The sequence below is a fragment of the Actinacidiphila rubida genome (assembly GCF_900110255.1).
Classification (GTDB): domain Bacteria; phylum Actinomycetota; class Actinomycetes; order Streptomycetales; family Streptomycetaceae; genus Actinacidiphila; species Actinacidiphila rubida.
In genome coordinates this window covers 273,801-293,825 of sequence record NZ_FODD01000006.1, presented here as the reverse complement: position 1 = coordinate 293,825, position 20,025 = coordinate 273,801, and the positions used below count along the sequence as shown (strand labels likewise).

General features: G+C 74.0%; 21 protein-coding genes. 16 read left to right on the top strand and 5 right to left on the bottom strand.

Features of this window, described 5'->3' with window-relative positions; translation table 11 throughout:
- Positions 1-56 precede the first annotated feature (56 nt).
- The 3 genes from BMW99_RS08650 to BMW99_RS08640 form a co-directional block, all read right to left on the bottom strand.
- Positions 57-1,268 carry a pyridoxal phosphate-dependent aminotransferase gene (locus BMW99_RS08650; RefSeq protein WP_069467166.1) on the bottom strand — a complete coding sequence of 404 codons (1,212 nt, stop codon included), beginning with the start codon at positions 1,266-1,268 and terminating at the stop codon, positions 57-59.
- A 44-nt stretch (positions 1,269-1,312) separates the two neighbouring features.
- Positions 1,313-2,896, bottom strand: coding sequence for an N-acyl-D-amino-acid deacylase family protein (locus BMW99_RS08645; RefSeq protein WP_075016540.1), 1,584 nt, complete (start codon positions 2,894-2,896; stop codon positions 1,313-1,315).
- A 208-nt stretch (positions 2,897-3,104) separates the two neighbouring features.
- Positions 3,105-4,385: an alanine racemase gene (locus BMW99_RS08640; RefSeq protein WP_075016539.1), complete on the bottom strand. Its 1,281-nt coding sequence runs from the start codon at positions 4,383-4,385 to the stop codon at positions 3,105-3,107.
- Between the two features lie 265 nt (positions 4,386-4,650).
- On the opposite strand from BMW99_RS08640, the gene BMW99_RS08635 reads away from it, so the two are divergent.
- The 3 genes from BMW99_RS08635 to BMW99_RS08625 are packed head-to-tail and all read left to right on the top strand — an operon-like array spanning position 4,651 to position 6,988.
- Positions 4,651-5,733 (top strand): sugar kinase, encoded by a 1,083-nt coding sequence (locus BMW99_RS08635; protein ID WP_079138904.1) that lies wholly within the window; start codon positions 4,651-4,653, stop codon positions 5,731-5,733.
- Entirely contained in the window at positions 5,730-6,548 is an 819-nt protein-coding gene (locus BMW99_RS08630) for an IclR family transcriptional regulator (RefSeq protein ID WP_075016538.1), read from the top strand. Before BMW99_RS08635 ends, BMW99_RS08630 begins: the two co-directional genes overlap by 4 nt.
- Positions 6,545-6,988, top strand: a complete 444-nt coding sequence (locus tag BMW99_RS08625) for a RidA family protein (RefSeq protein ID WP_075016537.1) — start codon at positions 6,545-6,547, stop codon at positions 6,986-6,988. The genes BMW99_RS08630 and BMW99_RS08625 overlap by 4 nt, the downstream gene beginning before the upstream one ends.
- Positions 6,989-7,111: 123 nt before the next feature.
- On the opposite strand, the gene BMW99_RS08620 is transcribed toward BMW99_RS08625, so the two are convergent.
- Positions 7,112-8,644, bottom strand: a complete 1,533-nt coding sequence (locus BMW99_RS08620) for a chitinase (protein ID WP_075016536.1) — start codon at positions 8,642-8,644, stop codon at positions 7,112-7,114.
- 254 nt (positions 8,645-8,898) lie between these two features.
- Here BMW99_RS08620 and BMW99_RS08615 point away from each other — a divergent pair, with 254 nt between their 5' ends.
- From BMW99_RS08615 to BMW99_RS08560, 12 genes are all read left to right on the top strand, one after another.
- Complete coding sequence (locus tag BMW99_RS08615) at positions 8,899-9,798, top strand: hypothetical protein (RefSeq protein WP_245791292.1); 900 nt, start codon at positions 8,899-8,901, stop codon at positions 9,796-9,798.
- Between the two features lie 12 nt (positions 9,799-9,810).
- Entirely contained in the window at positions 9,811-10,527 is a 717-nt protein-coding gene (gene cpaB / locus BMW99_RS08610) for a Flp pilus assembly protein CpaB (RefSeq protein ID WP_069463044.1), read from the top strand.
- The gene (locus BMW99_RS08605; protein WP_075016535.1) at positions 10,524-12,089 is read left to right on the top strand and encodes an AAA family ATPase; all 1,566 of its coding nucleotides are present in this window, start codon (positions 10,524-10,526) and stop codon (positions 12,087-12,089) included. The genes cpaB and BMW99_RS08605 overlap by 4 nt, the downstream gene beginning before the upstream one ends.
- 119 nt (positions 12,090-12,208) lie before the next feature.
- Positions 12,209-12,553 carry a TadE/TadG family type IV pilus assembly protein gene (locus BMW99_RS08600; RefSeq protein WP_245791290.1) on the top strand — a complete coding sequence of 115 codons (345 nt, stop codon included), beginning with the start codon at positions 12,209-12,211 and terminating at the stop codon, positions 12,551-12,553.
- Positions 12,550-13,884, top strand: a complete 1,335-nt coding sequence (locus tag BMW99_RS08595) for a CpaF family protein (protein WP_069464350.1) — start codon at positions 12,550-12,552, stop codon at positions 13,882-13,884. The genes BMW99_RS08600 and BMW99_RS08595 overlap by 4 nt, the downstream gene beginning before the upstream one ends.
- Complete coding sequence (locus tag BMW99_RS08590; protein WP_079138544.1) at positions 13,881-14,870, top strand: type II secretion system F family protein; 990 nt, start codon at positions 13,881-13,883, stop codon at positions 14,868-14,870. The genes BMW99_RS08595 and BMW99_RS08590 overlap by 4 nt, the downstream gene beginning before the upstream one ends.
- A gap of 130 nt (positions 14,871-15,000) precedes the next feature.
- On the top strand, positions 15,001-15,900 hold the full coding sequence (locus BMW99_RS08585) for a DUF5936 domain-containing protein (protein WP_069464349.1): 900 nt from the start codon (positions 15,001-15,003) through the stop codon (positions 15,898-15,900).
- A 162-nt stretch (positions 15,901-16,062) separates the two neighbouring features.
- Positions 16,063-16,230, top strand: a complete 168-nt coding sequence (locus tag BMW99_RS41240; RefSeq protein WP_245791304.1) for a hypothetical protein — start codon at positions 16,063-16,065, stop codon at positions 16,228-16,230.
- 8 nt (positions 16,231-16,238) lie between these two features.
- Entirely contained in the window at positions 16,239-16,817 is a 579-nt protein-coding gene (locus tag BMW99_RS08575) for a pilus assembly protein TadG-related protein (protein WP_079138543.1), read from the top strand.
- 66 nt (positions 16,818-16,883) lie between these two features.
- Positions 16,884-17,474 (top strand): hypothetical protein, encoded by a 591-nt coding sequence (locus BMW99_RS08570; protein ID WP_322899694.1) that lies wholly within the window; start codon positions 16,884-16,886, stop codon positions 17,472-17,474.
- Positions 17,475-17,481: 7 nt separating this feature from the next.
- Positions 17,482-18,123: an OmpA family protein gene (locus tag BMW99_RS08565; RefSeq protein ID WP_069464347.1), complete on the top strand. Its 642-nt coding sequence runs from the start codon at positions 17,482-17,484 to the stop codon at positions 18,121-18,123.
- A gap of 166 nt (positions 18,124-18,289) precedes the next feature.
- A complete protein-coding gene (locus BMW99_RS08560; RefSeq protein WP_143080522.1) occupies positions 18,290-18,817 on the top strand; it encodes a valine--tRNA ligase in 528 nt (175 codons plus the stop codon).
- 56 nt (positions 18,818-18,873) lie between these two features.
- Here the strand turns inward: BMW99_RS08560 and BMW99_RS08555 are convergent, their stop codons facing one another.
- Entirely contained in the window at positions 18,874-19,248 is a 375-nt protein-coding gene (locus BMW99_RS08555) for a DUF192 domain-containing protein (protein ID WP_069464453.1), read from the bottom strand.
- Positions 19,249-19,292: 44 nt separating this feature from the next.
- Here BMW99_RS08555 and BMW99_RS08550 point away from each other — a divergent pair, with 44 nt between their 5' ends.
- Positions 19,293-20,006 carry a prepilin peptidase gene (locus BMW99_RS08550; RefSeq protein ID WP_079138561.1) on the top strand — a complete coding sequence of 238 codons (714 nt, stop codon included), beginning with the start codon at positions 19,293-19,295 and terminating at the stop codon, positions 20,004-20,006.
- The last annotated feature ends 19 nt before the right edge of the window (positions 20,007-20,025 follow it).

The window sequence follows — 20,025 nt, the reverse complement described above, 5'->3', positions numbered from 1 at the left end:
TCCCAGGCAGACCCCGCGCCCCTCACCGTCGTGCTCGTGCCCCGCCGCTGCCGGGGCTACGGCTGGCTGTAGCCCGTGAGGAAGCGGCCGATGCGGGTCACCGCGTCGGTCAGGTCCTCCTTGGCCGGCAGGGTGACCAGGCGGAAGTGGTCCGGCTCGGGCCAGTTGAAACCGGTGCCCTGGACGATCAGGATCCGCTCGGCCCGCAGCAGGTCCAGCACCATCTGCTGGTCGTCCTTGATCTTGTGGACCTTCGGGTCGAGCCGGGGGAACGCGTACAGCGCGCCCTTGGGCTTGACGCAGGTGACGCCGGGGATCGCGGTCAGCGCCTCGTACGCGGCGTCGCGCTGCTCGGTGAGCCTGCCACCCGGCAGTACCAGGTCCTTGATCGACTGCCGGCCGCCGAGCGCGGTGGCGATGGCGTGCTGGGCCGGCACGTTCGCGCACAGCCGCATGTTCGCCAGGATCGTCAGGCCCTCGATGTAGCTGGTCGCGTGGTCCTTCGGGCCGCACACCGCGAGCCAGCCGCTGCGGAACCCGGCCACCCGGTAGGCCTTCGACAGGCCGTTGAAGGTGAGGGTCAGCAGGTCGGGGGCGATCGCGGCGAACGGGGTGTGCGTGGCGTCGTCGTAGAGGATCTTGTCGTAGATCTCGTCGGCGCAGACGATCAGCCGGTGCCGGCGGGCGATCTCGGCGAAGCCGCGCAGCAGCTCGTCGTCGTAGACCGCGCCCGTCGGGTTGTTCGGGTTGATGATGACGATCGCCTTGGTGCGGTCGGTGATCCTGCGCTCGATGTCGGCGAGGTCGGGGTACCAGTCCGCGCCCTCGTCGCAGCGGTAGTGCACCGCGGTGCCGCCGGACAGCGAGACCGCGGCCGTCCACAGCGGGTAGTCCGGCGCCGGGACCAGCACCTCGTCGCCGTCGTCCAGCAGCGCCTGCATCGACATCTGGATCAGCTCGGAGACGCCGTTGCCGAGGTAGACGTCCTCGACGTCCAGCTCGATGCCCTTGGTCTGGTAGTGCTGCATGACCGCGCGGCGGGCCGGGAGGATGCCCTTGGAGTTCACGTAGCCGTGGGCGCTGCCCAGCGACCGCAGCATGTCCTCCAGGATCTCCGGCGGGCACTCGAAGCCGAAGGGCGCCGGGTTGCCCGTGTTGAGCTCCAGGATGCTGTGACCCGCGGCCTGGAGCCGCATGGCCTCCTCCAGCACCGGTCCGCGGATGTCGTAGCAGACGTTGGCGAGCTTCGTGGACTGGATCACCTGCATGCCGGTCACCTTACGGGCACGTCACAGGACCCGCTCGGTGTTTTTCACCACGCGGGCACCCGTGCCGCGGCCCCGCGCACCGAGCGGCCGGCCAGCACGTCGGTCCGGCGTCCGTCGCGCATCACGAAGCGGCCGTCGATCAGGACGTGCGGGATGCCCACCGGCAGCACCCGCGGCCGGTCGTAGGTGGCGCCCGCCGCGACCGTCTCCGGATCGAAGAGCACCAGGTCGGCGCGGTGTCCCTCGCGGACCAGTCCCCGGTCGGGCAGCCCCAGCCGGGCGGCGGGCCGGCCGGTCAGGTGCGCCACGCACTCCTCCAGGGTCAGGACGCCCAGCTCCCGCACGTAGTGGCCGAGGTAGTGCGGGAAGGTGCCGTAGGCCCGCGGGTGCGGTTTGGCGCCGTGCAGGATGCCGTCGGAACCACCCGTGTGGGTGGGGTGCCGCATGATCGCGCGGACGTTCGCCTCGTCACCCACGTGCTGCAGGATCGTGGTGCCCAGCCGGTCGGCCAGCAGCAGGGCGCGGGCGGCCGGCCAGCCGTCCAGCCGGGTGCCGACCCGGCCGCCCAGCGACGGATCGGACACCCCGGAGACCTCGAGCGTCGGCCAGTCCATGGGCACGCCGTGGCTGCCGTCGGAGCCCTCCGCCTCCAGCGCGTGCCGGATCCGCTCGGCGGTCGCGTCGTCCCGCAGCCGCTCCAGCGTCGCCTCCGGGCCGCCGGCCGCGGCCCAGCTCGGCAGCAGCGCGGCGAGCGTGGTGCACCCGGCGGTGTACGGATAGGTGTCCATCGTGACGTCGGTGCCGGCCGCGACCGCCGCGTCCAGCAGCGCGAGCAGGTCGGGGGCGCGGCCGCGGTTCACCGGGAAGTTCATCGTGGCGTGGGCCAGGTGCAGGGCGCAGCCGGTGGAGGCGGCCAGCGCGAGCATCTCCCGGTACGCCTCCAGCGCGCCGTTGCCGTAACTGCGGTGGTGCGGGCAGTAGTAGCCGCCGTGCGCCGCCACCACCCGGCACAGCTCGGCGAGTTCGGCGTCCGAGGCGTACATCCCGGGCGTGTACGTCAGCCCCGACGACATCCCGATCGCGCCCTGCTCCATGCCCCCCGCGACCAGGTGCCGCATCCGCGCCAGCTCGCCGGGCGTGGGCGGGCGGTCCTCCCAGCCCATCGCCAGGGCCCGCACCGTGCCCTGCGGGACGAGGTAGGCGGCGTTGACGGCGATGCCGGCGTCCAGCCGGTCCAGGTACCCGCCGACGCTGCGCCACCCGAAGTCGACGCCGTGGCCGTCGCCGTTCCAGCCGGCGAGCTGGGTGCGCAGCGCGGCGAGCACCTCGTCGTCGGCCGGCGCGTACGACAGTCCGTCCTGGCCCAGCACCTCCAGCGTCACGCCCTGGGCCGCCTTGGCCTCGTGCGCGGGGTCGGTGAGCAGCGCGAGGTCGCTGTGCGCGTGCATGTCGACGAAGCCCGGGCTGAGCACCAGGCCCTCGGCGTGCACGGTGGTGCGGGCGGTCGGCCGGGGGCCGCCGGGGCGCCGGATCTCCACGACGCGCCCCTGGTCCACGGCGACGTCGGCCGTGTACCCCGGGCGCCCGGTGCCGTCGACGACGGTCGCCCCGCGCACCACCAGATCCATCGCGCTCCCTCTCTCCGCCCGTGCGTGCCGGGCCCTCCGCCGGGCCTTCCGCCGAGCCCTTTCGCCGAGCCGTCCCGCCGAGCCCCCGCCCTTGCCGTCCCGCCGGCCCGCGACGGACGCCAGCGTACGGCGGCCGTTGCGCCCGCCGTGCCTGCCGTGCCCCCCGCGTCCGCCGTCGGGGGCCGCGGGGGCCGGCCGGCGGAGTCGGTCAGAAGAACGTGCGGACGTAGGTGGTGACGGCGGAGCCGCGCGTCGCGGGGATGAGCTGCCACTTGTCGAACGTCGTGCACGGGTGCGAGACCGACAGGGCCACCCAGTCGCCGACCTCCAGCGCCTCGTCCTCCGGCAGCGTCACCCACGCGTGCTGGTCGGACAGGCGGGCGATCCGGACGCCGTCCCCGGGCGCGCGGACCTCGCCCGTGCGGGCCGAGCGGATCGCCGCGACCTGCGGCATGCCCAGGTCGTAGGGCGCGTCGCGCTTGCCCGCGTTGAGGAACGCCTGGCCGGGCGCGGGCCGCGACACCACCTGCGTCCACAGGCGGAACGCGGGCTCCAGCGCGCCCTCCTGGGGGATGCGGTTGAACGGCGTGACCGAGCGGTAGTGGTCGTCGTCGTGCGTCACGTAGGCCCCGGACCGCAGCAGCCTGCGCACCGGCCGGCTCATCTCCGGGACCTGCGCGAAGACGTCCGCGACGGCGTCGAACCAGGCCGAGCCGCCCGCGCTCACCACGATCTCGTCCGCGTCGGCGAACCGCCCCGCCGCGTCGAGGTCCGCGGCGAGCGCGACCAGCCGGCGCAGCCACGCGCGGACGGTCTCCGGCGACCCGTTCGGCACCTCGCCCTCGTAGCCGGCGACGCCGACCAGCCGCAGCGTGCCCGCGGCGGCGACGGCCGCGGCGACCTCGGCGGCCTCCTGCTCGGTGCGCACGCCGGTGCGCGCGCCCTGGCCGCCGCCGAGTTCGACGACCACGTCCAGCGGCCGCCGGGTGCCGGCCGCACGCAGCGCCCGGTCCATCAGCTCCACGCCGCGCACCGAGTCGACGTAGGTGGTCAGCTCGAACGACGGGTCGGCGTCGAGCTGTCCGCCGATCCACCGCAGCGCGGCCGCGTCCACCAGCTCGTTGGCGAGGAAGATCCGCCGCACCCCGAACTCCCGGCAGACCCGCACCTGGTGGGGGACGGCCACGGTGATGCCCCAGGCGCCGCGGGCGAGTTGGCGGGCGAACAGCTGCGGGGCCATCGAGGTCTTGCCGTGCGGCGCGAAGGACAGGCCGTGGGTGTCCGCGTACCGCTCCAGCAGATCCATGTTGTGGTCGAGGGCCTCCTCGGCGAGCACCAGCACGGGGGTGCTGAACCCGCCGTCGAACAGGTCCCGCTTCTGGGCCGCGAGTTCCCCGACGGTGAGGCCGGCCGCGTCCCAGGGCATGCCCTTGAAGCGGTGCCCCACCCGCTCCTGGTCCAGCTCGGCGACCCGCTCGTGGATGTCCATCGTGCCTCCCGGCCGTGCGGCCTAGCTCGGTGCGCTCTCAGTGTTCCGCGCTGTGCTGCGCAGTCGTGCGCCGCAGCGCGCCGTCCTGCGCTGTCATCTGTTGCAGCATGTGCAACGGTCATTGCGTATGCTGTTCACGGCTGTCTAACATCCGAGCCTGCGCCGGGTCAACGGCGGCCCGGGACGCGGGGATACCAGGAGAGCGAGGGCGAGCGTGACGCCGAACGAGACCCCGGTCCACGACGTCGTCTGCCTCGGCGAGTCCATGGTGACCTTCGTACCGTCGGTGCCGGGACCGCTCGCCGACGTGCCCGCCTTCCGCCGGGCGATCGGCGGCGCCGAGTCCAACGTGGCGTGCACGCTGGCCCGCGCCGGGCACCGCACCCGCTGGATCAGCCGCGTCGGCAGCGACGGCTTCGGCGACCACCTGGTGGGCGAGGTCGCCGCCTCGGGCGTCGACGTCAGCGCCGTGCGGCGGGATCCGCACCGGCCCACCGGCGTCTACTTCCGCACGGCGGGCGACCGCGACGCCACCGGCGCGGGCCGCGCCGAGGTCGTCTACTACCGCAGGGGCTCCGCCGCCTCCGCGCTGTCACCCGCGCTGGTGCGCCGGGAGGAGCTGTGGTCTGGCCGGGTGCTGCACCTGACCGGCATCACCGCGGCGCTGTCCGCGACCTGCCGCGCGCTGATGCGCCGGCTGACCCACCGCGAGCCGGGCCGCCCGCTGGTCTCCTTCGACGTCAACCACCGGCCCGCGCTGTGGCGGGACGCGGACCCGCGCCTGCTGACGGACCTGGCCCGGGGCTGCGACCTGGTGTTCGTCGGCGAGGACGAGGCCCGGGCCGCCTGGGGACTGCCGGACGCCGACGCGGTGCGCGCCGAACTCCCCGAGCCCGAGCTGCTGGTGGTCAAGCAGGGCGCGGCCGGCGCCGTCCTCTACCACGGCACCGGGCGGCTGCACGTGCCCGCGCCCGCGGTCGACGTCGTCGCCCACGTCGGAGCCGGCGACGCGTTCGCGGCCGGATTCCTGTCCGCGACGCTGCGCGGCCTGCCGCCGGCCCGGCGGCTGCGCCACGGCCACCTGCTGGCCGCCGCCGCCCTGACCGTCCCGGGCGACCTGGCCGTTCCCCCGGCCCGGGCACACGCCGACGCGCTTGCCGCGCTCGACGACGCGGCGTGGGGGAGACTGCGGCTGGGCCCCGGCTGGACCGGCCCGGCGGCGGACGCCGGGAACGGCGGGCCGCTGGAGGACGACAGGCGCGACGGGTACGACGGGCACGGCGCGCGTGATGGGCACGACGGGCATGGCGGGCGGCCGGACCGGCCGGAACGGGAGGTGCGCACGTGAGCCAGACCGTGGACCGCGCGCTGAGCATCCTGCCGCTGCTGGCCGAGGGCCCGGCGGGCCTGGAACAGGTCGCCGGCCGCCTGGGCGTGCACAAGTCCACCGCGCTGCGGCTGCTGCGCACCCTGCACGCGCACGGCCTGGTCTACCGCCAGCAGGACCAGCGCTACCGGCTCGGCGCGCGGCTGTTCGCGCTGGCCCAGCAGGCCGTGGAGGCGCTGGACGTCCGGGAGATCGCCCACCCGCACCTGGCCGAGCTGAACGCGCGCACCGGCCACACCGTCCATCTGGCGGTGTACGAGCAGGGCGAGGTGGTCTACATCGACAAGGTGGAGAGCACCTACCCGGTCCGCATGTACTCCCGCATCGGGCGCCCGGTGGCGATCACCGTCGCGGCGGTCGCCAAGCTGCTGCTGGCCGACTTGCCGGAGCCCGAACGGCGGGCCGTCGCCGAGCGGCTGGAGTACCCGCGCTACACCGCCCGGTCGACCCCGGACGCCGCGGCGTTTCTCGCCGAGCTGGCCCGGGTACGCGAGCAGGGCTGGGCCGCCGACCTCGGCGGCCACGAGGAGTCCATCAACTGCCTCGGCGTGCCGCTGCACGGTCCCGACGGCCGGGTGTGCGCGGCGATGTCCGTCTCGGCCCCCAACGTCGTCGTCAGCGCGGGCGACCTGCTGAAACTGCGACCGCTGGTCCTCCGCACCGCCGAGGCTGTCAGCGCCGAGCTGTCCGGCGCCGTCCCCGCCCCTGCCGCTCCGCCCCTTGCCCCCGTTCCACCCCCCGCCGACACCGACCCCTTCGAGGAAGCACCCGAATGAGCGAGCTGCCCGAGCACAACCCCGCCCAGCTGCCGCACCTGCCCAAGACGGCGATCACCCCGGCCGGCGCGTCCGCGCCGCCGGCGAGGTTCTCGCACGGCGTGCGGAAGGGCAACATCCTGCAGGTGGCCGGGCAGGTCGGCTTCCTGCCCGCGGACGGTTCCGGCGAGCGCAAGCTCTCCGGCCCGTCGCTGGCCGAGCAGACGCGGACGACGTTCGCGAACGTGCAGGCCGTGCTGGAGGCCGGCGGCGCGTCCTGGGAGGACGTGCTGATGATCCGCGTCTACCTCACCGACACCGCGCACTTCGCCGAGTTCAACGAGCTGTGGAACGCGTTCTTCGAGGGTCTGAAGGAGGCGCCGGCCGCCCGCACCACGGTGTACGTGGGGCTGCCCGCCGGCATACTGGTGGAGATCGACGCGCTGGCCGTGCTGGGCTGAGGCCCGCGGGGCGCGCGCGGCCCCCGGCATGGTTCCGGGCCCGGGAGACGGTCGTCGTCTCCCGGGCCCGGCCGTGTGCGCGACCGGCTCAGCGGCCGATCGGGTGAAGCGGTGTCCCGGACGTCACGACATCGCGTGGACGTGCGGGCCGACGCCGTTGGACCAGGTGTTGCCGGCCGAGGCGTCCCAGTTGGTCGACCAGGTCATCGCGCCGCCGATGCCCGGCCAGGTGGTGCTGGGGTGCCAGCTGCCGCAGCCGGTGTTCTTGGCGAGGCAGTCCAGCGCGTTGTTCACCACGGTCGGGCTGACGTACCCGGAGCCCGCCGCGCTGGTGGACGCCGGGGTGCCGATGCCGACCTGCGAGGGCGACAGGCCGGCCTGGATCGCGGTGCAGGCCAGCGTGGTGATGAAGTCCACCGAACCCTGGCTGTACACGCCGCCGTCACAGCCGTTCATCGAACCGCTGTTGTAGTACTGCGTGTTGACGATCGTCAGGATGTCCTTGACCTTCAGGGCGGTGGCCAGGTAGTCGCTGCCCGCGGAGAGCATGTCGATGGTCTGCGGCGCCATCGTGATGATCAGCCCCGAGCCCGCCTTGGCGCTCAGCGCGCGCAGCGCCTGCGGCATGTACGTGGAGTCGATGCCGTTCTCCAGGTCGATGTCCACGCCGTTGAACCCGTAGGTCTGCATCAGCGAGTAGACGCTGTTGGCGAAGTTGGTGGCCGACGCGGAGTCCCGTACCGAGATGGTGCCGTTCTGGCCGCCGACGGAGATGATCACCTTCTTGCCGGCCGCCTGCTTGGCCGCGATGTCCGCCTTGAACTGCGCCACGCTGTAGTTCAGCGACGGGTCCAGGGTGAAGGAGACCGCGCCGGACGTCGTCGTGGCGTCCGCGAAGGCCACCGCGATGATGTCGTACTGGCTCTGCACCTGCGCGATGGTCTGCACGGTCGCGCCGTTGTTGAAGTTCTGCCAGTACCCGGTGACCACGTGCTTGGGCAGGCCGGTGTTGGGCGGCGGCGAGGTGGGAGGAGTCGTCGGGGGAGTGGTCGGAGGCGTCGTCGGCGGGGTGGTCGGGGGAGTGGTGGGCGGCGTGGTGCCGCTGCCGCCCGGACCGGTCAGCGACACGTCGTCCGCGTAGTACGCGGGCTGCGCGTACCAGCCGTGCACGTAGACCGTCACCGAGGTCGTGCTCGCGCCGGTCGTGAAGCTGACGCTGAGCTGGCTGTAGGAGGTGGCGCTGGGCGTCCAGGTGGACGGGTCGGTGCCGCCGGTTCCGGTGGCGCCCAGGTAGACGTAGCTGCCCTGGACGTACGCGCTCAGGGTGTACTGCGAGTTGGGCTGGACGCTGATTGTCTGGCTGCACTGCGCGTCGTCGCTGCTGGACGGGGTGGCCTTCAGCGCGGAACTGCCGGAGTGCACCGGGCTGCTGACCGCGGCACCGGAGCCCGCGGTGCAGTTCCAGCCGGACAGGCCGCTCTCGAAACCGGAGTTGGCGACCAGGTTGGTCGTCGCGGCCCCGGCCTCGCCGGAGTTGACCAGGGCGATGCCGGTGCCGATGACGGCGGCGGCGCTCAGTCCCGCGAGGGCGCGCTGCAGGACCGTCGATCTCCGCCGGACGTGACTCGTGTGATTCGCGTGCGATGCACGTTCCACGACTGCCTCCTGGGGGCAAGGAGTTGGGGGGTGGTGGGAGTGCGGGTGCTGGGGGGAGCGTGAGCACGTCAACGACGCGTCAAGGGAGAAAGCTGGTCCAGACCAATGAGGTTGTCAAGACCTCCTGCGGCCACCTGTCGTTCACCGATTCCGATCCGACACTTTCCGCACCCGAACCGCTACTCATCGATAAGCTGACGACCGCGTATGACCAGGTGGAGTGCGTTCGCCGGGCGCAGACGGGGAGGTTCGCAATGCCGAGCGTCATCATCGCCACCGCGGACGACCTCGCGCTGCCGCTGGAGGAACAGGTGGTGCGCACGTCCGCCGCGCTGGACACGCACGGCCACATCGTCGCGCTCGCGCCCGCGGAACCCGCCGACCCGGCCCGCCGCCGGCTGCACACCGTCCGATCCGCGCTGGAGGCCGACCGGATCGCCATCGTGCCGCTGGCCCTGCCGCCGCTGGCCCGCACCCTGCTCGGCGAGCAGCTGCGCCAGCTGTCCGGCACCGACCTCGGGCCCGGCGTGCTGGCCGGCGCCGCCCGCCTGCTGACCCACTACCTGCACGCCGGGGCGCTGCTCGGCTCCGTCGCCAAGCTCGACCGCGTGCCCGTCGGTGTCGGCGACCACGTCAGGTCCCTCGTGCCCGGCAGGCACTTCGCGGTCCTCGCCCATCCCGAGCCCTACCTCGCCACGGCCGACCCGGGATCCGTGCCGCCGGGCCCCGGCTACCAGACGCAACTGGCCGTCGCCGGCCGGGGCGTGGACCCCGGCTGGGTCACCGGCCCGCTCGCCGCCGCCTGGCGCACCCAGCACCTGCGCGAGATCCCGCTGCCCGGCGACTCCGCCCGCTGGTGGGGCACCGCCAAACTCGTCGAGTTCACCGCCTACATCGCCGACATCGGCATGCTCTACCAGCTCGTCACCTCGGTGCGGCGCGACACCTGCCCCTGGTGCGGGCTCGAAGTCATCGGCGACCAGTGCCTGTTCTGCGACACCCGGCTCGGCACGCGCTCCGCCCCGGGCCGGCACGCGGCCGCCGCCGGTCCGGCCCGGCCCGCGGTGCCCGCGCCCGCGACCGCGCCCGCGAAAGGCCGGACCGCCGCCGTGGAGCCGCCCCGCCGCCCCCAACTCGAACCCCACAAGCGATAGGTGCGACCGCACATGAACTCACGTCAGCGCCGAGGCGTCGTCCTCCTGGTGGTCTCCGTGCTGTGTGCCGGCGCCGCCCTCGCCGGGGTCGTCGCCGTCGTCGGCGACGCGCGGTCGCAGGTGGGCCAGAAGGTCACCGCGTACGAACTCACCAAGGACGTCCCGGCGTACACCCCGCTCACCTCCTCGCAGGTGCACCGGGTCACCATGCCCAAGCGCTGGCTGCCCGGCTCCGCGATACGCAACCCCGGCGATTTCCAGGGCAAGATCGCCGCCATACCGCTGACCAAGGGCTCGCTGCTGCAGTCCGACATGGTGGCCTCCCGGCCCGAACTCCAGCCGGGGCAGATGGAGATCGCCATCATGATCGACGCCGAGACCGGCGTGGCCGGGAAGATCACCCCCGGCGCGCGGGTCAACATCTTCGCCACCTTCGCCGGGCGCAAGGACACCGACCCCGACGTCTCGAAGATCATCGTGGCCGGCGCCCAGGTCATCGACGTCGGCGAGATCAAGGCGTTCGACAAGACCGACGCCACGCAGCGGCTGTCCGACCAGGGCGTCCCCATCACCTTCGCGCTCGGCGCGGAGGACGCCCAGCGCGTCGCCTACGCCGAGTCGTTCGCCCGGCACGTACGGCTCGCCCTGGTCGCGCCCGGCGACACCTCCGCGCCCCCGTCGAGCGCCCGCAGCTACACCCTGGCCGGCGACTCGGGGGTGACGCGGTGACCGTCCGCATCCTGGCCGCGACCGGCGACCCGGACGCCGCCCGCGCCCTGACCGGACTGCTCGGGCAGCTGCCCGGCGCCGAGCCCGCGACCCCGCTCGCCGACTCCACCGCGCTGCTCGACGCGCTCGCCCGGGCCGCCGAGGCCGGCCCGGAGGACCTGCCCGAAGTCGTCGTCGTCCACGACGTGATCGGCCCGATGCCGGCCCTGGAACTCGTCCGGGACATCGCGCTGCGCTTCCCCGCGACCGGCGTCGTGCTGATGACCGCCGACGCGGGCCCCGCCCTGCTCTCCTCCGCGATGAACTCCGGCGCGCGCGGCGTCATCGGACTGCCCCTCTCCTACGACGAGCTGGGCGCCCGCGTGGAGGACGCCGCGACGTGGGCGACGGGCGTGCGGCGCCACCTGAGCCCGGGCCGCCCGGCGCTGCCCGCGGTCGCCGGCGGCACCCTGGTCGCGGTCGCCGGGGCCAAGGGCGGCGTCGGCACCACCGTCACCGCCGTCCACCTGGCGCTCGCCGCCCACGCGTCGGGCCGCTCCACCGCCCTGGTCGACCTCGACCTGCAGGGCGGCGACATCGCCTCCTACCTCGACGTGCAGTTCCGCCGCTCGGTCGCCGACCTCGCCGACATCGGCGACGTCTCCTCGCGGGTGCTCAACGACGCGATGTACGTCCACGAGTCCGGGCCCGCGCTGCTGCTCGCCCCAGCCGACGGCGAGCGCGGCGAGGAGGTCACCGACCGCGCCGCCCGCCTGGTGCTGACCGCGCTGCGGCAGCGCTACGAGGTCGTCGTCGTCGACTGCGGCACGCAGGTGACCAGCGCCAACGCGGTCGCCGTGGAGACGGCGGACACGGCCGTGCTCGTCACCACCCCCGACGTCATCGCGGTCCGCGCGGCCAAGCGCATGGTGCGGCTGTGGGACCGCCTCCAGGTCCGCAAGCCGCAGGACACCACCACCGTGGTCAACCGGCACAGCCGCGGCAGCGAGATCCAGCCCTCCCTCATCGGCCGCATCACCGGCACCCGCATCGCCACCTCGGTGGTGCCCGCCGCGTTCCGCGAACTCCAGCCCGTCATCGACGCGGGGCGCCTGCAGGACCTGGACGCCCGCTCCACCGTGCGGACCGGGATCTGGGCGCTGGCGGGCGAACTCGGCCTGGTCACCGGCGCGGCGCTGCCCGCGCGCGGCCGCCGGCAGCGCCGCGGCGGGGACCGCGGGCAGGTCACGCTGGAGACGCTGGGCATGACCCCGGTCATCCTGGTCACCCTGATCCTGGTCTGGCAGGCGGTCCTGGCCGGGTACACCTTCACGCTCGCCGGCAATGCTGCGGACAAGGCGGCCCGCGCCGCCGCCGTCGGCAACGACGCGAGGGCCGCGGCGACCTCCGACCTCCCGTCCGCCTGGGCCGGCTCCCTGCGGGACTTCAGCGTCACCCGCGCCGACGGCACCGTCGAGGTCGACTTCACCATCCGCGTCCCGGTCCTGTTCCCCGGCGCGATCGACTTCCCCCTCCCCGTCCACGGCCACGCCGGCACCGTCGACGAATCGGACCGGCCGTGACCACGCCCGCGGCGCGGCGGCGGGGCGCGATCCGCGCCCGGCTCCCGCGCGCCGGGACCTCGGGCACCCGGCGCCCGCGTACCCGGCGCCCGCGCGCCCGGACGCGCGGCGACCGCGGCGTGGCCTCGCTCGAGTACCTCGGCATGCTGCCGTTCCTGCTGCTCGTGGCGCTCGCCGGCATCCAGCTCGGCCTGGCCGCCTACTGCGCCGAGCAGGCCGGCACCGCGGCCCGCACCGCCGCGCGGACCGCCTCCGAGCCGTCCCCGCACGGCGACCCCGCCCAGGCCGGGCGGAACGCGGTGAGCGGCTGGGTCGACCCGCGCATCAGCTTCCCCGGCGCCGCCGACGCGAACGCCGTCACGGCGACCGCCACCGTCGATGTGCCGTCCGTCATCCCGGGCCTCTCGATCTTCGGGCCGGTCCACCGGTCCGCCACGATGCCGAAGGAGGACACGACGCCGTGAGTCTCCGCGCACGCCTCACCACCGAGGAGGCGACCCCGCAGACCCAGGAGAGCCATCTCGTGGGCGTCTACCGGGCCAAGCTCCTCCAGGAGATCGACCTCGCCGAGATGTCCGCGCTGGCCGCGGCCGAGCGCCGCGCCCGGCTGGAACGCGTCCTCGGCCACATCATCAGCCGCGAGGGCCCGGTGCTCTCCACCACCGAACGCGCCGGCCTGATCCGCCGGGTGGTCGACGAGGCACTCGGCCTGGGCATCCTCGAACCGCTCCTGGAGGACCCGTCGATCACCGAGATCATGGTCAACGGGCCCGACCGCATCTACGTCGAGCGCGGCGGCCGGGTCGAGCCCGTCGCGGCCCGCTTCTCCTCCGCCGAGCAACTGCTGCAGACCATCGAGCGCATCGTCTCCACCGTCAACCGCCGCGTGGACGAGTCGAATCCGATGGTCGACGCCCGCCTGCCGTCCGGCGAGCGCGTCAACGTGATCATCCCGCCGCTGTCCCTGACCGGCCCCACCCTGACCATCCGCCGCTTCCCGCGCACCTACACGCTGCAGGAGCTCATCGGACTCGGCACGCTCGACGAGCACATGCTCATGCTGCTGTCCTCGTTCGTCCGCGCCAAGTGCAACATCATCGTCAGCGGGGGCACCGGCTCGGGCAAGACCACACTGCTCAACGCGCTGTCCGGGCTGATCCCCGGCGGCGAGCGGATCATCACCGTCGAGGACGCCGCCGAACTCCAGCTCCAGCAGGAGCACGTGATCCGCCTGGAGTCCCGCCCGCCGAACGTCGAGGGCGAGGGCCGGATCACCATCCGCGACCTGGTCCGCAACTCGCTGCGGATGCGACCCGACCGGATCATCGTCGGCGAGGTCCGCGGCGGCGAGACCCTCGACATGCTGCAGGCGATGTCCACCGGCCACGACGGGTCGCTGGCCACCGTGCACGCCAACTCCGCGGAGGACGCGGTGCTCCGGCTCCAGACCCTCGCCTCGATGAGCGAGGTCAAGGTCCCCTTCGAGGCGCTGCGCGACCAGATCAACTCCGCGGTGGACGTGATCGTCCAGCTCCACCGGCACCTCGACGGCACCCGCAGGATCGCCGAGATCGCGGTGCTCTCCTCCCGCGGCCGGGACGTGTTCCGGCTCACCACCGCCACCCGCTTCCGCGCCGAACCGCTCGGCGTCGACCGCATCGTCCGCGGCTGGTACGAACACCGGCCGGTGCCGCGGGAGATCGGCGAACGCCTCTACCTGGCGGGTGAGCACGTGCCCGCCGCGTTCGGCGTCGGCGCCACCGAACTCGAACTCGACAGCCGGGAGGCCACATGATCCCGCCAGACACCCCCGGCGTGCCGCTGGCCGCGCCGGCGTTCGCCTCCGGCCCGTACCCGCTGCTCGTCGTGCTGCTGAGCACCGTCGCGCTGGTGCTCGGCGTGTGGGGGCTGCACGCCTGGCGCGGTGGCAGGGCGGACCGGGCGGCGCTCGTCGAGCGGCTGGCCGGTGCCGACGGGCAGGGGAGCGGCGGCCACCAGCCGTCGTTCGCCGCACTCGACCGCAGGGTGCGCGGGTACGCGTGGGGCCGGCGGCTGGCCGGCCGGCTCGCCGCGACCGGCACGACCATGACCCCCGGGCAGTTCACCGCGGCGGTGGCCGGCCTGGTGGCCGGTGCCTGGCTGGCCGCCGCGCTCGTCCTCGCCCCGTTCTTCGGGCCGTTCGCCGCGCTGATGGCCGCCTGGGCCGGCTACTCGTTCCTGGAGTGGCGGCGCCGGATCCGCACCGAACGCTTCATCGCCCAGCTCCCGGACCTCGCCCGCGTGCTGGCCAACGCCACCCAGGCCGGTCTGGCGCTGCGCACCGCCGTCTCGCTGGCCGCCGACGAACTGGACGCCCCCGCGGGCGAGGAACTGAAGCAGGTGTCCGACGCGATGGCCCTCGGCCACTCCGTCGAGGACGCCCTCGCCGAACTCCAGCAGCGCCTGCCCAGCCGCGAGTTGATCGTGCTGGTGTCCACCCTCGTGCTGTCCAGCCGGGCCGGCGGCTCGGTCGTGGAGTCGCTGCGCAACCTCACCGTCACCCTGGAGGAGCGCAAGGAGACCCGCCGCGAGGTCCGCACCCAGATGTCCCAGATCACCGTCACCGCCTACGCCGTGCCGGTGATCGGCCTGGGCTCGCTGCTGCTGATCGACCGCATCATGCCCGGCTCGCTCAGCGCCATGACCGGCTCGAACGTCGGCCGCGTCTGCGTGCTGATCTCGCTGGTGCTGTACGTCATCGGCTTCGCGCTGATCCGCCGCATGTCCCGGATCGACGTGTGAGGGCGCCGCGGATGACGACGGCGACGACGGCGATGGCGACGACGGCGATGACGAGGACGGCGGCGGTGGCCGTCACGGCCGCGGCGGCGCGGAGAGCCGCCGCGGGGACGACGCGGGGAAGGCGGATCTGATGGCCGTGGTCGGGATCGGCCTCGCGCTGGCCGTGGCGCTGTGCGTCGCCGGCGTGGTCCAGGCGGTCGGCATGATGCGCTCCGAGGCCGAGCTGCCGGACGACCTGCGGCTCGCGCTGGAGGTCGGCAGCACCAGGACCACCCGCACCGGCAACGCCGTCGACCGGCTCGGCATGCGCTGGTCGCCCGCGGTGCTGCGGATGATGGGCCCGGCCCGGGTGGCGAGGATGCGCGCCAGGATCGAGCACGCCGGCCACCCCTACGGCCTGACCGTCGAGCGCTACGCGGCGCGCCGCGCCGTCTACGGCGCGCTCGGCGGATTCGCCGCGCTGCTGCTGGTCACCCGCTCCCAGTGGCTGCTGGCGCTGCTGCTGGTCGGCTACGCCTGGTGGTGGGCCGACCTCGGCATCTGGCTGGCGGTGCGGCGCCGCCGCGACGACATCGAGCGCACCCTGCCGGACTTCCTCGACGTGCTGGCCGTCGTGGTCAGCGCGGGCCTCGGCTTCCGCCAGGCCCTGGAACGCGTCAACTCCGTGTACCAGGGCCCCTGGTCGGACGAGATCAGGATCGCGCTGCGTCAGCTCGACGTCGGCGTCAGCCGCCGCGACGCCTTCGACCAGCTGCGCCGGCGCAACCGCAGCGAACAGGTGAGCCAGTTCGTCACCGCCCTCCAGCAGGGCGAGGAACTCGGCACCCCGATCGCCCGCACCCTGCTGCAGATCGCCGCGGACATGCGCCGCACCGAGGCCCAGAACGCCCGCCGCCGCGCGGCCCGCATGGTCCCCCGGGCGACCGTCGTCGTCACCGTCCTGCTGGTGCCCGCGACCATGATCCTGCTGATCGCCGGCACGGTGATCGGCAGCCAGATCCACTTCGGCGACCTCTTCGGGGGCGGCTGATGCCCCCGCCGACCGCTTCCGCTTCGACGGGTGAGACCCGTCACGGTGGGGGAGGTGAATCCGTGACGGGGGTGCCACAGATCGTGATCAACCGTCATGCTGACCTCAGGAGAACCAGGGATGGGGCGAACAGTGATGAAAAGGTGGGCACTTCGTCTCCACGTGGCGATGGCGACGCGCCGCCGCGACGCGGGACAGACGTCGATCGAGTACCTCGGGATCGCCGTGGTGATCGTGGTGATCATCGGCGTTCTCGCCGGGACGACGAGCATCGGCGACACGATCCTGAGCGCGATCCTGGACAAGATCAAGGCCATCGCCGGGGGCTGATCGCGGCCGTGCGGGACGACCGCGGGCAGACGATCGGGATCTACGTCGTCGTGATGGCGGCGCTGTTCTTCCTGGCGTTCGCCTACTTCGCGGTGGGGCAGGCGTCGGTGGCGCGGGCGAGCGCGCAGACCGCGGCGGACTCCGCCGCCCTGGCGGCCGCCCGGGCGGAACGCGACGGCGTGCACGACGCGTTCCTGGCCGCGCTGCTGGCCGGGGACGACACGGCGCTGCGTGACCTGCTGGCACATCCCGCGGGTCCCGGTGACCCGTGCGGCGCGGCGGCCGACTACGCCGCGCGGAACGACGCCACGGTGCAAGGGGGTTGCACCGCGGTGCAGGACCCGCCCGGCTACACCGTCGGGGTCGTCAGCGACCGCTCGGTGGGGAAGAGCGTGGTCAAGGGCACGGAGGACATCCATGCGCGGGCGACGGCCACCGCGGTGGTCCAGGCCCGGTGCGGTGTCGGGGACGTGAGTGGCAGGACCGTCAACTTCACCTGCGACAACGGGCCGTTGGCGGTGGACCCCACCGCGCCGGACTTCGTGCTCGACCTGTCCTCGTTCTACTCCGTCCATCTGAGCCGGTGAGGACGGGGAGCCGGTGAGCAGGCAGTGAGAACGGTACGAGTGGCGAGGGAACGGGGAGGCATGGGGATGGGACGCACGAGAAGGGCCGCGGCCGGCCTGGCGTTCACCGCCGGGGTCGCGCTGGCGGTCGCGGGGTGCGGAGGCGGCGGCGGAGGGGGTGCGAAGGACGACGCGAAGCCGTCCGCGTCCGCCACCGGGCAGCGGACGCAGAGCGCCGGCTCGGGCACGCCGTCGCCCTCGGACACGCCGACCCAGGTGCTGGCCCAGCTCAAGGGCGCGGGCGACGTGATGGTGACGATCAGTTCGGCGGAGCGCGACCAGGGCGGCTTCGTCACCGTCCAGGGCTCGATCACCAACAACGGCTCGTCGAGCTTCGACGCGGTGGCCTGGCGCGGCCAGGAGACCGCGCTGGTCCGCTCCGGCCCCTCCGTCGCCGGCGCGGTCCTCGTCGACGAGGCCGGCAAGAAGCGGTACTACGTGCTGCGGGACACCGACGGGCGGTGCCTGTGCACCATGGGCCTGATCGGCATCCAGCCCAAGGAGACCCGCCCCTTCTTCGCCCAGTTCCCGTCGCCGCCCGCGGCCACCACCGAGGTGGAGTTCGACCTGCCGACGATGCCGCCGGCCAAGATCACGATCTCGGACGGGAAGGGGTGAGGCCGCGATGAGGCCCGCCGCCGCCGTGCTGGTCGTCCTGCTGACGACCGGCGCCGCCACGCTCGCGGCACCCGCCGCCCTCGCGGACTCCAACCCCCCGCCGAGCGCGGGGGAGCCGTCGCCGTCGGCGCCGGTGCCGATCGATCCCAGGTCGCCGGACCTGCGCCTTCCGGAGGGTGCCACGCTCGCCCCGCCCAAGGTGCTGGACATCGTGTCGGTCAGCGACCGGTCCTCGGTCGCGGCCAGCCAGCCCGAACAGCGGCAGGAGACCTCCAACTCCACCGTCACCTACGCCCTCCAGGCGGAGGTGCTGTTCCCCCGCGACAGCGCGACGCTGTCGCCGGACGCCACGTCCCGGCTGCAGGCGATCGCGGCCGACATCAAGGCGCGACACGTCACCTCACCCATCCGTGTCTTCGGGTTCACCGACAATCTGGGCAGCAGTGCCCATGGCCAGGTGCTGTCCAAGCAAAGAGCTGATGCGGTGTACAAAGTCCTGGCAAGGGAACTGGGCGCACTCGGTGACGGTTCCCACACATTCCAGGTCCGCGGGTACGGCGAGGACTACCCCATAGCGGACAATTCCACCGAAACCAGCCGCCGCCAGAACCGCCGCGTCGAGATCACTTTCACGCCACCTGCCGCGTAACGTCCTGAAGGAGCCCCCGGACGCGGTACGGTGTAACTCCCCCCCTCGGGCCGGTTCGCTCTCCCCCCCCTGCGAACCGGCCCGTTTCTTTTTTCCGGCGGGGGTGTTCCCGCGGGCCGGACCGGGGGCGCGCCGTAGATTGGCGCCCATGCGGGCAATGCGGGCGATGCGTGCAGTACGGACGAACCGGCCGAACGAGGTGAAAGCTGCCGCGTGGGGGCATCGCCCCGCGCGGGCCGGCGCCGCCGGGGGAGTCGTGCTCGCGCTGGCCGCCACCGGCTGCTCCGTCGGCCAGGGCTCGCCGGACGGCTGGCGCTACCTGCGCACGGGCTCGGTCGCGGTCGCGCTCCCCAAGACCTGGCGGGTGCGGGCCGGCGGCGCCGAGCTGCCCGGCACCCTCGGCAGGACCGACGCGGCCCTGACCGTCGCCGGCGCCGTGCCCGCGCGCGCCGGCCGGCTGCCGTCCGACGCCCGCCGCGAGACGCTGACCATCGACGGCAGCCGCGCCCAGGTCCTCAGCTACGCCCAGGCGACGCCCGACGGCCGCCCGGCCGGGCACGTCGAGGTCCGGTTGCGGGACCCGGCGGGACACCCGGTCACCATCCGCGCCTGGGCCGTCGACGGCACCGCCCACGACCCGGCGCTGCTCCAGGAGATCGTCAACAGCGTCGAGTTCCCGGCCCGGCAGCAGTGACGAGCACCGCTCCCCGCTGACGCGCCCCGTCCGCCCCGGCCGGCGCCGGCCCACGCTCAATCCGCGGGCCGCCCGTCCGGCGGCGCCGCCACGGCGAGGACCGCCCCGCGCGTCACGCCCCACGCCGCCATCGCTCCGGCCTCCGCCTCCAGGACGTGCCGGGCCCGCAGCCGCGGCCGCCCGATCCGGCCGGGCGGCATCGTCCGCACCGCGAGCACCCGCAGCCGCCGGTCCAGGTACGCCACGTCGATCGCGAACCGCATCCGCACGGTGTGGACGCTCGACGCGGGGGTGAGCAGCAGCGCCCCCCGGATGCCGGTGGCGCCCAGCAGGCCGCGCGTGCGGGCCCGGTACGACGCGGCGACCCGCAGCGGCACCTCCGCGGATCCGGTCCGCAGCGTCGCCTCGCCGTCCTGCCACCGCCGGCCCATGCACCCTCCTGTACGGGCCCGCACGCTGCTGTACGGTCAGCCCGGTGCATGTCTATCTGATAGCGGGGGCGGCCGTCTGGGGAACCGCGGGCGGGCTGCTGCTGCCGCGCGCGGCGTACCGGCTGGCGGTCGAGGCGGACCAGCCGTGGGCCTCCCGGTGCCCCGCCGGGCACCCGGTGCGCGGCTGGCTGGGACAGGCGCGCTGCTCCGCGTGCGCGAACGGCCGCGCCTACGGTCCCGGGTACGGGGCCGCGGCGGCCGCCGCGGTGGCCTGCGCGGCACTGGCGGCCGTGGTCGGAGCGCATCCCGAACTGGCGGTCTGGCTGCTGCTGGTGCCGGTCGGCGTCCTGCTGGCCTGGGTGGACCTGAAGGTCTTCCGGCTGCCGGACGTCCTCACCCTGCCGGCGCTCGGCGCCGCGGTGGCGCTGCTGGGCCTGGCGTCCCTGCTGCACGCGCACGACGGCTCGTGGACCCGGGCGCTGGTGGCCGCCGGCGTGCTGGGCGCGCTGTACTTCGTGCTGTTCTTCGTCAACCCGGCCGGCCTGGGCTTCGGGGACGTCAAGCTCGCGCCCACCATGGGCCTCGCACTCGGCTGGTACGGCTGGGGGACGCTCTTCCTGGGCACCATGCTCGGGTTCGGCCTCGGCGCGGTCCTCGGCCTCGCGCTGATCGCGACGCGGCGCGCCGACCGCAAGACCCCGATCCCGTTCGGCCCCTTCATCCTTGGCGGCGCCCTGGCCGCGCTCCTGCTGACCTGACGCCACGCGCTCCGGCCGC